Origin of the sequence: Tardiphaga sp. P9-11 (assembly GCF_008329525.1) — a bacterium.
GTDB lineage: Bacteria > Pseudomonadota > Alphaproteobacteria > Rhizobiales > Xanthobacteraceae > Tardiphaga.
In genome coordinates this window covers 877788-889828 of record NZ_NPKQ01000002.1, presented here as the reverse complement: position 1 = coordinate 889828, position 12041 = coordinate 877788, and the positions used below count along the sequence as shown (strand labels likewise).

The 12041-nt window shown below is 62.7% G+C and carries 11 protein-coding genes; 5 read left to right on the top strand and 6 right to left on the bottom strand.

Annotated features, from left to right (window positions below; all coding sequences use genetic code 11):
* Window positions 1-43: 43 nt before the first annotated feature.
* From CIW50_RS10565 to hpaH, 6 genes are all read right to left on the bottom strand, one after another.
* Entirely contained in the window at window positions 44-1669 is a 1626-nt protein-coding gene (locus CIW50_RS10565; RefSeq protein WP_149531168.1) for a thiamine pyrophosphate-dependent enzyme, read from the bottom strand.
* Between the two features lie 15 nt (window positions 1670-1684).
* Window positions 1685-2554: a fumarylacetoacetate hydrolase family protein gene (locus CIW50_RS10560; RefSeq protein WP_149531167.1), complete on the bottom strand. Its 870-nt coding sequence runs from the start codon at window positions 2552-2554 to the stop codon at window positions 1685-1687.
* Between the two features lie 22 nt (window positions 2555-2576).
* Window positions 2577-3560 (bottom strand): 3,4-dihydroxyphenylacetate 2,3-dioxygenase, encoded by a 984-nt coding sequence (gene hpaD, locus CIW50_RS10555; protein WP_149531166.1) that lies wholly within the window; start codon window positions 3558-3560, stop codon window positions 2577-2579.
* Between the two features lie 77 nt (window positions 3561-3637).
* Window positions 3638-5179 (bottom strand): 5-carboxymethyl-2-hydroxymuconate semialdehyde dehydrogenase, encoded by a 1542-nt coding sequence (gene hpaE, locus CIW50_RS10550; RefSeq protein ID WP_149531165.1) that lies wholly within the window; start codon window positions 5177-5179, stop codon window positions 3638-3640.
* Complete coding sequence (locus CIW50_RS10545; RefSeq protein WP_149531164.1) at window positions 5172-5570, bottom strand: 5-carboxymethyl-2-hydroxymuconate Delta-isomerase; 399 nt, start codon at window positions 5568-5570, stop codon at window positions 5172-5174. Before CIW50_RS10545 ends, hpaE begins: the two co-directional genes overlap by 8 nt.
* Before the next feature lie 16 nt (window positions 5571-5586).
* Entirely contained in the window at window positions 5587-6393 is an 807-nt protein-coding gene (hpaH, locus tag CIW50_RS10540; RefSeq protein ID WP_149531163.1) for a 2-oxo-hept-4-ene-1,7-dioate hydratase, read from the bottom strand.
* Window positions 6394-6616: 223 nt separating this feature from the next.
* Between hpaH and hpaR the strand changes: the two genes are divergently transcribed.
* The 5 genes from hpaR (at window position 6617) to CIW50_RS10515 (ending at window position 11997) form a co-directional block, all read left to right on the top strand.
* Window positions 6617-7084 carry a homoprotocatechuate degradation operon regulator HpaR gene (gene hpaR, locus CIW50_RS10535; protein WP_172980306.1) on the top strand — a complete coding sequence of 156 codons (468 nt, stop codon included), beginning with the start codon at window positions 6617-6619 and terminating at the stop codon, window positions 7082-7084.
* Window positions 7085-7243: 159 nt separating this feature from the next.
* A complete protein-coding gene (locus tag CIW50_RS10530; protein ID WP_149531161.1) occupies window positions 7244-8392 on the top strand; it encodes an ABC transporter substrate-binding protein in 1149 nt (382 codons plus the stop codon).
* A 211-nt stretch (window positions 8393-8603) separates the two neighbouring features.
* Window positions 8604-9479: a branched-chain amino acid ABC transporter permease gene (locus CIW50_RS10525; RefSeq protein WP_149531160.1), complete on the top strand. Its 876-nt coding sequence runs from the start codon at window positions 8604-8606 to the stop codon at window positions 9477-9479.
* Entirely contained in the window at window positions 9476-11254 is a 1779-nt protein-coding gene (locus CIW50_RS10520; protein ID WP_149531159.1) for a branched-chain amino acid ABC transporter ATP-binding protein/permease, read from the top strand. The genes CIW50_RS10525 and CIW50_RS10520 overlap by 4 nt, the downstream gene beginning before the upstream one ends.
* The gene (locus tag CIW50_RS10515) at window positions 11254-11997 is read left to right on the top strand and encodes an ABC transporter ATP-binding protein (protein ID WP_149531158.1); all 744 of its coding nucleotides are present in this window, start codon (window positions 11254-11256) and stop codon (window positions 11995-11997) included. Before CIW50_RS10520 ends, CIW50_RS10515 begins: the two co-directional genes overlap by 1 nt.
* Window positions 11998-12041 lie beyond the last annotated feature (44 nt).

The following is a 12041-nucleotide window of genomic DNA, read 5'->3' as shown; positions in this document are numbered from 1 at the left end:
GGGCGGTGCGAACCGCACGCGCCCCGGAACGACGAGCGTGGGGCTACGGCTTCTTCGGATGAATGAACGCCCACGGACTGACTTCCGAATCCCTCGGCACATCGATCGCGATCAGATACGGCCCACCGTCCGCCAGCGCCTTTTCCAGCGCCGGCTTGAACTCCGCCGGTGACGTCACCCTGATAGCACCGACGCCGAAGGATTCCGCGAGCTTGACGAAATCCGGATTGACCAGATCGGCGGCGACCACGCGGCCGTCGAACACCTGCAACTGGTCGCGGCGCACATTGCCATAGGCATTGTTGTTGAACACCAGCACCACCACGCCGATCTTGAACTGCACGGCGGTGGCCAGTTCCTGCACCGCGAACATGAAGCCGCCATCGCCTGTGATCGCCACTACCGGGCGATCGGGATGCGCGACCTTGGCGCCGAGCGCGGTGGGAAAGCCCGAGCCGAGCGTTCCCTGATAGCCTGAAGTAATAAAGGTGCGCGGCTGATAGACCGGAAAGCCGAACCATGAGGTGAAGCCGACCTGCGACAGCTCGTCGGTGACGATGGCGTTGTCGGGCAGCACGTCGCGCAGGATGTCGAGATAGGCCATCTGTGGCTGGATCGCCTGGATGTCCTTCTGCGCTTTCGCCGACGCCGCGCGGATGGTTTCGCGGCGGCCTGATGTCTTCGTGTATCCGGCCTTGCTTACGGCGGCGACCAGCGCGCGCGTTCCTTCTATCGCATCGGCAACGATCGGCGCATCAACCGTGAGCCGTCTGAATTCGACCGGATCGATATCGATGCGGATAGACTTCAGCCCCTCCGGCCGGAATGGCCAGCGGAACGTGGTCGGCAATTCCATCCGCGAACCGATGCCGATCATGAGATCGGTCTGCGGCCACAGATTATAGGCAGCGGCCATGGTGAGGCCGAGCTCATGCGCATTGCTGACGATACCGCGCCCCGAGCGGAACGCGACCACGGGCGCGTCGATCATTTCCGCGAGTTCGAGAATCGCATCACCCGCATCCATTGCGCCCGCGCCGACAAAGATCATCGGTGCCTTCGCGGCCTTGATCAGCGCGGCTGCTGCCTTGATACGATCCGGATCGGGCGAGGGCGCTGCGAACGGTTCAAGCCTCGTCGCATCCGCTGTCTCCGCGCGCTGCGTGAACACGTCCCACGGCATTTCCAGCGCCACGGGCCCGCGACGGCCGGACGTCATCTCCTGAAATCCGCGTGCCACTTTGATCGGTGCGTCTGCGGGATAGTCGATGCGGTCGGCCCACTTCACGAAACTGCGGAGCGTCGCGAGCTGGTCGGGCATCTCGTGCAGATGACCGCGGCCACGGCCAAGGTAATCACTCGGCACCTGACCGGTGAGGCACATCACCGGCTCGTTGCAGCCGAAGGCAGTCAGCATCGCTGCGCTGGCATTGAGAATGCCGGGGCCGGGGACGACGCTGAACACGCCCGGCTTGCCGGACGCGCGGGCATAGCCAAACGCCATATAGCCGCAGGCCTGTTCGTGGCGCGCGCCGATAACATTGAGCTTCGCCTGGTGAAAGGCGTCGAACAGGCCATAGACCTGCGCGCCGGGCAGGCCGAAGATGGTGTCGACGCTGTGAGCCTTGAGCCCGCTGACGATGGCTTCGCCGCCGGTGAGAACAGTCATGCGTATTCCAATCCGTTAGTGTTCGTCGACGACGCCATTGCGCAGCGTGCCGATGCCCTCGGCCGCGACTTCGATCACATCGCCGGGCACAAGATAGCGTGGCGGGTCGAAGCGCGCACCGGCGCCGGTCGGCGTGCCGGTGACGATGACGTCGCCGGGCACGAGAGTCGTGAAGGTCGAGATATAGCTCAGGAGATAGCGGAAGCCGAACATCAGGCGCGAGGTGCGATCGTCCTGCCGCAGCTCGCCGTTGACATGCGTGGTGAGGCGGATATCGGCGATCTGGCTTTCGTCCGTATAGGGCACGATCCATGGCCCGAGGCTGCCGGTGGACTCGAAATTCTTGCCTTGCGTGACGTTGAACTTGGCGTGCCGTACCCAGTCGCGGATGGTGCCTTCGTTGCAGAGCGTCAGTGCGGCGATGTGATTCAGCGCATCGCCCTCGGCGAGGTGTCGCCCGGCTTTGCCAATCACCAGCACCACTTCGCCTTCATAGTCGAGCTGCCTGGATACGCGCGGCCGCACCAGCGGCGTGTCATGTCCGACGAAGGAGCGCGGCGTACGCATGAACATCGAGGGATATTTCGGCGCGTCCTGACCGTCCTTGTATTCGGCGTTGCGGTCCGGATAGTTGACGCCAATGCAGATGATTTTTTCGGGGGCGGGGATCGGCGGCTGCCAGGTGATGGCGTCCAGTGCGAAATCCGCAGGCTGGTTGGCCGCGGCATCCGCGAGCCGATGCAGGGCGCCATGCGCGATGGCCTCGCGCAGTGTCGGATAGTCCCCGCCATAGCGCGCGGACAGATCGACGATCCCGTCGTCGGTGACGGCGCCGTATTTGGTGGTGCCTTGATAGGTGAAGGTGGCGAGGCGGGGGTGGGTCATCTGATATCCAATACTGTCTGGATCAATCCGCAATCGTCACATCAGCTACAAAGGCCGGTTCACGCACTGTCTGCCCATTGAATGGCGAGCCTTGTTCGAACCATGACCTTGGTGCCGGCGCGCCCCACAGGGTCTGGCGACGCGGGTCCTTCAGCGACCAGCGCAGCGGCTCGTGGTCGGTGTCCATGGTCTGGTAGTCTGACGTGTAGAGTTCGAGGCGATGGCCGTCGGGGTCGCGTACATAGAGGAAGAACGCATTGGAGATGCCGTGGCGGCCGGGGCCACGCTCCAGGTTCTTCAGATAGCCCGATGATGCCATCACATCACAGAGATGCAGGATGTTCATCGCGGTCGGCACCCAATAGGCGAAGTGGTGCAGCCGCGGTCCCCTTCCATTGGTGATGGCGAAGTCGTGGACGTTGCCCTTGCGATGCATCCAGGCGGCGGCGATGCGGCCGCCTTCGCCGTCTTCCTCGCCATATTCGGTGAGGCGGAAACCGAGCCGCGCATAGAAGTCGACGGTGTCCTGCACTTCAGCGGCGAAGACGTTGAAATGATCGAGGCGCTGCGGATGGCAGCCCTTGTAGAGATCGAAACGCCGCAGCAGATGCGGGCGCTTCTCCATCTTTGCAGTGAGTTCGATCTGAAAGCCGAACGGATCGGTGAAGTGCAGCGTGCGGCCCTGGAACGGCCGCTCGACGAAGGAATAGGTGATGCCGTTGGCGGCGAACCAGGCGGCCGCCTTGTCGAGATCGTTCTCGCTGGCGACGCGGAAACCGAGCCGGTGACAGGCGGCGACCTGCGCCTTGCGCAGCACCAGCGAGTGATGCTGGTGCTCCTCCACGGCGCGCAGATAGACGGTCTCGCTGTCGGCGTCCTCGACATGCAGGCCGACGGCGTTCTCATAGAAGGCGCGGCTGGCCTTGAGATCGAGGACATCCAGTACGACGTGGCTGGAGCGCAGGATGTTGAAGGGCGGATCGAACACGTGGGTCGGCACGGGCATGGCGTTTCCTAGCGTTTTTATTCACTCGTCACTCAGGGTTCACGTGCGTAAGGACGCACGCGCCCCGGAATGACAACCTAGATGCCTAGTCTCTGTATCTTGTGCGTCCCCTTCGCCAGCGAGACGTGTTTGGTTTCCATATAGAAGTCGAACGAATAGTCGCCGCCGTCGCGGCCGATGCCGGAAGCTTTCATGCCGCCGAACGGCGTCGGCAGGTGGCGGACATTTTCTGAATTCAGCCAGATCATGCCGGCTTCCAGCGCGTCGGCCACGCGCAGCGCGCGGCCGGTGTCCGAGGTCCAGACATAGCCAGTGAGGCCGTATTGCACGTCGTTGGCGATGGCGATGGCCTCTGCCTCGTCCTTGAACGGGATCACTGTCAGGAAGGGGCCGAACACTTCCTCCTGTGCCACGCGCATGTCCTTGTGCGCGCCGGTCACCAGCGTCGGCTGCACGTAATGTCCGCCGCCGGGGCCGTCATGCGGCTTGCCACCGACCGCGATGGTGGCACCGTCCTGCCGCGCGATGTCGAAATAGCTGCAGACTTTTGCGTGATGCCGTTCATGGATCAGCGGGCCGACTTCGGTCACGGGATCGAGCGGATGGCCGACCTTCAGCGCACGCACGCGAGCCTTGAGCTTCTCGATGAATTTGTCGGCAATGCTCGCCTGCACCAGCAGGCGACTGGACGAGGTACAGCGCTCGCCATTCAGCGAATAGATCATGAAGACGACAGCATCGAGCGCGCGGTCCAGATCGGCATCGTCGAACACGATCACCGGATTCTTGCCGCCGAGTTCGAAATGCACGCGCTTCAAGGTCGGCGCACCCTGCGCCATGATCGCCGAACCCGTGGCGCTTTCGCCGACAAAGGCGATAGCCTTGATGGCGGGGTGCTCAGTCAGCGCCTTGCCGGATTCCTCGCCGAAGCCATGTACCGTGTTCAGCACGCCGTCGGGCAGGCCGGCCTGCTTGGCAAGCTTTGCCAAAAGGTCAGCCGTGACCGGCGACCATTCGGCCGGCTTGTGCACCACCGTGCAGCCTGCGGCCAGTGCCGGTGCAATCTTCCAGGTGGACAGCATGAACGGCGTGTTCCACGGCGTGATGACGCCGACCGGGCCGATCGGCACGCGGGTCGAGACATTCCAGTGCTCATCCGCCGGCATGTTCAGGCCGTCGCGGGCCTCCAGGCATTTGTCGGCATAGAAGCGGAAATTCTCGGCGCCACGGATCGCCGCCTTGGCCATGAAGCGATGCGCCTGGCCGGTATCGATACATTCGAGAACGGCGATGTCGTCAGCATTGTCCTCGATCGCATCGGCGACGCGATGCAGCAGCTTCTTGCGCGCGGTCGGCGCCATGTCGCGCCATTCCTTGAAGGCGCGCTGGGCGGCCTTGGCCGCACTGTCGATATCCGCTGCCGTGCCGCGCGCGACCTGCGCCAGCACACTGCCATCGATGGGCGAAGTCGTCTCGAACACCTCACCCGACGATGACGGCACGATCCGGCCATCGACGATATTGCCGATGCCATCGGCGCGTAACGCCTTCAGCAGCGGCGCGGCGCGTTCCTGATTGGCCGTGAAGACGGCGGCGGGATCGGCAGGGGTCTTAGCCATTGTTGGCCTCGGCTTTCAGCAGGTCGTGAATGGTGTTGCGCTTCCAGCTCGTCGCGCTGTCGTTGATCTGCATGTCGAACGACAATGCGAATCGGCCTGACGCAAAGACGGTTTCGAGATGGCTGGAGACCGTCTGGAAAATCTGTTCGCCGGCCTTCTGGCGAACCTCGAGCGAACGGCCTTCGCCGATCCGCAACAGGATATCGAGAAAGCTGAGGCCGGCGCGGCCGTCGGCTATGGCGTAGTGCTCGCAGCGGATCGCGCGCACGCGGATGCCGCCGAGCGGGAAGATTCCGGTCTGCACCGCAGCGTTGCGGACCACCTCGCACAGCGCTGACATGTCGATGGCTTCGTCGAGATTGGCCGAATATTCGATGGTGAAATGCGGCATGGTGCGCGATCCCTGTTCAGCCGAAGTAGCAGCTCACGGTGCCCCAGGGGCCATAGTCCGCCTGGATCGTGTCGCCTTTGCGGGTCTCGATGGGGCGAATGAATGATCCGGCGAGCACGACCTGACCGGGCTCCAGCGCAAGCCCATGTGGCGCGATCTTGTTGGCAAGCCAGGCGACGCTGGTGGCGGGATGATTCAGCACACCGGCGGCCAGGCCCGTTTCTTCGAGCTGGCCGTTGCGATGGCACATGGCGCCGACCCAGCGCAGGTCAGTCTCCAGTGGCCGCATCGGGCGGCCGCCGAGCACGATGCCGGCATTCGCTGCATTGTCGGCGATGGTGTCGAAGATCTTTCGCGTGGCTTTGGTTGCGGCATCGACGCGCTCGACGCGCGTGTCGAGGATCTCCAGCGCCGGGACCACGAAGTCGGTGGCATTCAACACATCGAACATCGTGCAGTCCGGCCCGCTCAGGCGTGTCTTCATCACGAAAGCCAGTTCGGCCTCGACGCGTGTCGCGATGAAGCGGTCGGTGGGGACGATACCGCCGTCGGCGAAGAACATGTCGTCGAGCAGCACACCTGAATCGGGTTCGTCGATATTCAGCGCGCTCTGCATCGCCTTGGAGGTCAGACCGATCTTGTGGCCGCGCACCACACGGCCTTCGCCGGTCTTGGTGGCGATCCAGGCCTTCTGGATCGCATAGGAATCATCGATGGTGATCGCCGGATGATCCAGCGACAGTTGCCGGATCTGCGTTCGGGTCTTCTCGGCATGGTGCAGGCGCTGCGCCGCGCCTGATATCTCTAAAGAGGTGAGTGCCATCGGGTCATCATCCCGCGCAGAAAAGCCGCGCGAAAAACCGATTAACATGTTAAATGGTTGTGATCAAACCCGCGCGTGATATTTCGATTGTGCAATGCACGCGCGAGAAAATGCAGAGCGAGACATGACCAAGCCGCACAAGGCCCGGACCGAAGGCAAGCCTGCCGAAAAGGAGACCGCTGAAAAAGAGGCCGGTGGGAAAAAGGTCGCTGCGAAAATTCCGATGCGCGACTTCTCGCAGTCGCTGCCGATGTCGCTGCTGCGGACACGGGAATCGGTGATGCGACATTTCCGCCCATCACTGCGGGCGCATGATCTCACCGAGCAGCAGTGGCGCATCATCCGCGCGCTAGCAGCCTCCGGCGAGATCGAGGTGACGGAGCTGGCACGCGTCGCATTCCTGTTGGGCCCCAGCCTGTCGCGAATCCTGCGCGATCTGGAAGCCCGAAAGCTGATCGAACGGCGGCTGCTGAAGGCCGATTTGCGCCGCAGCATTGTTTCGATCACGTCAAAGGGATTGAAATTGATCGAGGCTGTCGCGCCGACATCGGAGGCGATCTATGCCGAGATGACGAAACGTTTCGGTGTGCGCAAATTGTCGGACCTGCAGGCCTTGTTGCATGAGCTGGAGGCCGCGCTGCTGGCGATGCCTGCGGCCGACGGCGCGGAGGACGATCTCTCCGATCAATAGCGCGCCTGCATAATTTTGCGGCAAAGCCGTCTCGCGGCCTGCGATTGTTAATTCGTCGTACCAATTTCGCAGGGCTGTAGACAGGAGAAGAATTTTTCGCTCAACTCCCGCCATCAAAAGAAGGCTGGCGCTCAAGTCCGGTCTCTTAGGGAGAGAATGATGACGCTCACGAGACGTGGATTCACGGCTGGTATCGCGGCTGGCTTTGCAGCCCCCTACATTATGGGCAGCGCGCGCGCCCAGGGCGGCGGAACGATCAAGATCGGCATGTGCGCGCCGATTACCGGTCCGGCGGCGGAAGCCGGCAAATATGCGACCGGCGGCGCCAAGCTTGCGGTCGAGGCCATCAACAAGGCCGGCGGCATCCTCGGCAAGCAGATCGAACTGATCATCGAGGACGATCAGACCACCAATCCCGGCATCGTGCTGGCCTTCTCCAAGCTTGCTGCCAATCCCGAGATCGTCGGTTTCCTCGGCTCGATCCGTTCGACTCAGGTGCATGCGATGGCGCCTGACGTCATGAAGCTCGGCAAGCCCGTGATGTTCGGCGGCACCGATCCCAATCTCACGAAGCTGGGCAATCCCTGGCTGTTTCGTTTCCGCCCGAACGACAGTTATTCCGGCCGCGTCATCGCCGAATATGGCGTCAAGAATCTCGGTAAGAAGAAGTGGGCCGTGCTGCACTCGACCGATGCCTTCGGCACGGCGGGCGGCAAGGCGCTGACCGAGGCGCTCGGGCCGCTCGGTGCAACCGTCGCGCTCGATCAGGGCTATGCCAATCAGAGCCAGGATTTCACGCCTGTCGTGCTGGCGATCAAGCAGTCCGGCGCCGAGATTCTCGGTTCGTATTTCACCTTCGAGAACGATCTCGGCATCTTCGCCCGCCAGTTGCGTCAGCTCGGCGTCAATATTCCGTGGGTCGGTTCGCCCTCGATCGTTAACGTCACCGCGCTGAAGCTCGCGGGGCCGGCGCTCTATGGCACCTTTGGCGTTGCCGACTATGCGGAAGAGTCCTCCGAGGCGTCGAAGGCCTTCGGCAAGGCTTACCGCGATGCCTACAAGGTCGCACCGGATAACCAGAGCTCGTGGCCGTATGACGCGATCAACGTGCTGGCGATGGCCATCAAGAATGCCGGCTCGACCGATCCGCAGAAGATCCGCGAGGCCATCGTCGCCATCAAGAAATATCCGGGCGCTGAAGGCGAGTACAATTTCGACAAGAATGGCGACGGTCTGCACGGCTACAACATCGTGAAGAACGAGAAGGGCAACATCGTCTTCGACAAGCACATCGAGTTCGATAACTGACGGTGAGGGCCGTCCTCCGACGGCTTTCACCGTCATCCCATGGCGCGCGCGGCTTCGCGCGTGAACCTCAGCCACTCCAATTGGAGTGGCGGGGTATCCCGAAGTGTTCAGCGCCTGCTGCCACACACGCCATGCCGGGATTCCGGGTCTGCGCCCAAGCGGGCGCATCCCGGAATGACGAGTCAAAATCACCTCCCACCGAGCGCGCCTGATGGATCTGGTACTGCAGTTACTGTTTACGGGCATCGGCATCGGAGCCGTCTATGCGCTGGTCGCGCTGGGCTTCGTGCTAATCTTCCGGGCCACCAATGTCGTCAATTTTGCGCAAGGCGAGTTCTCGATGGTCGCCGCCTATCTCATGGTGGTTTGCGCCGTCGATCTGGAATTGCCTTACTGGCTGTCCTTCATCATTGCGCTCGCCGGCATGGCTGTCATCGGCGTCATCTTCAATCTCGGCGTCTATTATCCGTTGCGTCACCGCACCTATCTGCCTGTGATCATCGCCACCATCGGCGCGTCGATCCTGATGGCCAATGGTGTGCTGGCGCTCTACGGCCCGCAGCCGCAGGTGCTGCCGGGCTGGTTCGAGACGCCCGGCATCCAGCTCGGGCCGGTCTATCTCGACAGTCAGTATCTCCTGATCATCGTGGTCACGATTGCGCTGGTGATCTTCAATTACTGGTTCTTCGAACACACGATGATCGGCAAGAAGCTGCAGGCGACGTCGCAAGACAAGGAAATGGCGTCGCTGCTGGGTATCTCCGTCTCCACCATGATCATGATCACCTTCATCTATTCGGCCGTGCTCGGCGGCCTCGCGGGTCTTCTGGTGGCGCCGATCCTGTTCGTCTCCATCCAGATGGGCTCGACCATCGCGCTGAAGGCCTTCGCCGCCACCATCATCGGCGGCTTCGGCGATGTCGCCGGCGCCATCATCGGCGGCCTTGCGCTCGGGATCATCGAGACCTTCGGGGCTGCCTATATCTCCGTGCCGTATAAAGACGGCTTTGCCTTCCTCGTGCTGGTCTTGTTCCTGGTGTTTCGTCCGCAGGGCATCTTCGGCGAACGTGTCGCGGAGAAAGCATGAGCACCTCCAGCGAAAACATCGATGCGGTGGTCATCACGCGTCCGAAGCCGTTGCTGCTGCGCCACGCTCCGTATTTCATCGGCGCCGCCATCGTGGTCTTTCTGGCGTCGTCGATGCAGTTCGACGGCTACATCCTCAATATCCTGATGCAGGCCACGACCTTCGCCATCGCCGTGTTCGGCTTGTCGGTGGTGCTTGGCCTGTGCGGGCAGATCAATCTGGCGCAGGCGGCATTCTTCGGCTTCGGCGCCTATGCGGTCGGCATCGGCACGACGGACTATCAGCTCAGCTACTGGCTGTGCCTGGTCGCCGGCTGCGTAATGGCACTGATTGCTGGCGCCGTTCTCGGCCTGTCGACGCTGCGGCTCGGTGGTCACTATCTCGCGATGGTGACGATCTCGTTCCAGCAGATCGTGACACTGGTGATGATCAATGCGATCTGGCTCACCAAGGGGCCGGACGGCGTGTCCAAGATCGGCCGCCCGTCGCTGTTCCTGTCGTCGCAATCCTATCTGGCCTTCTGCGTCGCGATGCTCGCTTTGGTCGGCTACATCGTCTGGCATCTACCGGAGACGCGGCTCGGCCGCGCGATGCGGGCCGTGCGTGACAACGAGCTCGCAGCCGGCGTTAACGGCATCGATGTGTTCCGCACCAAGGTCTATGCCTTCGCCATATCGGCCGTGCTCGGCGGCCTCGGCGGCGGCCTCTTTGCGGGCGGCTTCGCTTACATCAGCCCGGACCAGTTCTCCTTTGCGGAGTCCATCGTGTTCCTGACGATGTCGCTGCTCGGCGGCGTGGCATCGCCGATCGGCTCGGCGATCGGCACGGGCTTGCTGATCCTGATTCCGGAATGGCTGCGTTTCCTCAAGAGCGTGCCCGGCCTGTATCTGGCGATCTACGGCCTGTCGGTGATCCTGATCATCCGTTTCATGCCCGATGGCATCTGGGGCTTCGTCACCGCGGCCTATGATCGCATGCGCAGCAGCAAGAAGGTGGCAGTCACAAGCGCGCCGCTGCAGCTCAAGCCGGCGGCGACCGGCGGCGATATGGTGCTCGAAGTCACCGGCCTGTCGAAACATTTCGGCGGGTTGAAAGCCGTGGATGAGGTTGATATTGCCGTTCGCCGCGGCGGTGTGCACGCGCTGATCGGGCCGAACGGCTCGGGCAAGACGACGACGCTGAATGTGTTGTCGGGTCTCTACAATGCAACCTCGGGCAAGGTGGTGCTGGACGGCACCGACGTCACCACCATGCCGCCACATCTGCGCGCGGCAGCAGGCCTCGGCCGCACCTTCCAGAATATCCGGCTGTTCCGCTCGATGACCGCGCTCGAAAACGTCATCATCGGCGCCGAACGGCCGGGCAATACGCTGACCGGCAAGGGCGATGAAGCCGCGCTCACCGAGCGCGCGCTGGCGGCGCTGACTTTCGTCGGCCTCGGCCCGCGCGCCATGGAGCTGATCTCCAGCTTCTCCTACGGCCATCAACGCCTGATCGAGATCGCGCGCGCACTGGCGGCGAACCCGACGCTGCTGCTGCTCGACGAGCCCGCCGCCGGTCTCAACTCGACCGAGAAGCTTGAGCTGCACGAATTGCTCAAGCGTATCGCGGCGCAGGGGCTGACCATCCTGATCATCGATCACGACATGACGCTGGTGTCGGAAGCAGCCCAGCACATCACCGTGCTGAATTTCGGACGCCGCATTGCCGATGGCGAGTCGATGGCGGTGCTGCGCCATCCCGATGTCGTCTCAGCCTATCTCGGAACCGACTGATGCCGCTTTTGCAGATCAACGATCTCAATGTCCGCTACGGCGAAATCGTCGCGCTTCGCGGTGTGTCGTTCAATGTCGAGGAAGGGCAGGTGGTGACGCTGCTCGGCGCCAACGGCGCCGGCAAGTCGACCACGCTGCGCGCGATCTCCGGTCTGGCCAAGCCGGCTTCGGGCGACATCCTGTTCGACGGCAAGTCCATTGCAGGCCTCGGGCCGGAAGCCATCGTGCGGATGGGCATCTCCCATGTGCCTGAGGGCAGGCGGGTGTTTCCCGGTCTCACCGTAAAAGAGAACATCATGCTCGGCGGCTCCAACCGCAAAGCGAGCAAAGCAGAACTGTCTGGTGAAGCCGACGCGATGTTCGACCTTTTTCCCGACATACGGAAATTCTCCGATGCGCTGGGCTGGACGCTGTCCGGCGGCCAGTTGCAGATGGTCGCCGTCGCGCGCGGCCTGATGGCCAAGCCGCGGCTGTTGCTGCTCGACGAGCCGTCGCTCGGTCTCGCGCCGGTCATCGTGCAGGCGGTGTTCCGCATCATCACGGAGATCCGCCAGAGCACCACGGTCTTGCTTGTAGAGCAAAATGCGCGCATGGGACTATCGGTCGCCGATCAGGGTTACGTGCTGGAAACAGGCCGTATCGTGCTTGGCGGCAAGCCGGAGGATCTCTGGGCCAACGAAGCCATCGCCGCCGCTTATCTCGGTGGTCACGGCAAACCTGCAGCGGGTCTCCCGGCCCATTGAGGGCTTGCACCGACGGCCTCGCTGCCCAACAACAAGGACGAATG

What these genes read in the sequence shown, in the direction of transcription:
- CIW50_RS10565 (WP_149531168.1), bottom strand. Translation starts at nt 1,669, where the DNA reads ATGACTGTTCTCACCGGCGGCGAAGCCATCGTCAGCGGGCTCAAGGCT.
- CIW50_RS10560 (WP_149531167.1), bottom strand. Translation starts at nt 2,554, where the DNA reads ATGACCCACCCCCGCCTCGCCACCTTCACCTATCAAGGCACCACCAAA.
- hpaD (WP_149531166.1), bottom strand. Translation starts at nt 3,560, where the DNA reads ATGCCCGTGCCGACCCACGTGTTCGATCCGCCCTTCAACATCCTGCGC.
- hpaE (WP_149531165.1), bottom strand. Translation starts at nt 5,179, where the DNA reads ATGGCTAAGACCCCTGCCGATCCCGCCGCCGTCTTCACGGCCAATCAG.
- CIW50_RS10545 (WP_149531164.1), bottom strand. Translation starts at nt 5,570, where the DNA reads ATGCCGCATTTCACCATCGAATATTCGGCCAATCTCGACGAAGCCATC.
- hpaH (WP_149531163.1), bottom strand. Translation starts at nt 6,393, where the DNA reads ATGGCACTCACCTCTTTAGAGATATCAGGCGCGGCGCAGCGCCTGCAC.
- hpaR (WP_172980306.1), top strand. Translation starts at nt 6,617, where the DNA reads ATGCGCGACTTCTCGCAGTCGCTGCCGATGTCGCTGCTGCGGACACGG.
- CIW50_RS10530 (WP_149531161.1), top strand. Translation starts at nt 7,244, where the DNA reads ATGACGCTCACGAGACGTGGATTCACGGCTGGTATCGCGGCTGGCTTT.
- CIW50_RS10525 (WP_149531160.1), top strand. Translation starts at nt 8,604, where the DNA reads ATGGATCTGGTACTGCAGTTACTGTTTACGGGCATCGGCATCGGAGCC.
- CIW50_RS10520 (WP_149531159.1), top strand. Translation starts at nt 9,476, where the DNA reads ATGAGCACCTCCAGCGAAAACATCGATGCGGTGGTCATCACGCGTCCG.
- CIW50_RS10515 (WP_149531158.1), top strand. Translation starts at nt 11,254, where the DNA reads ATGCCGCTTTTGCAGATCAACGATCTCAATGTCCGCTACGGCGAAATC.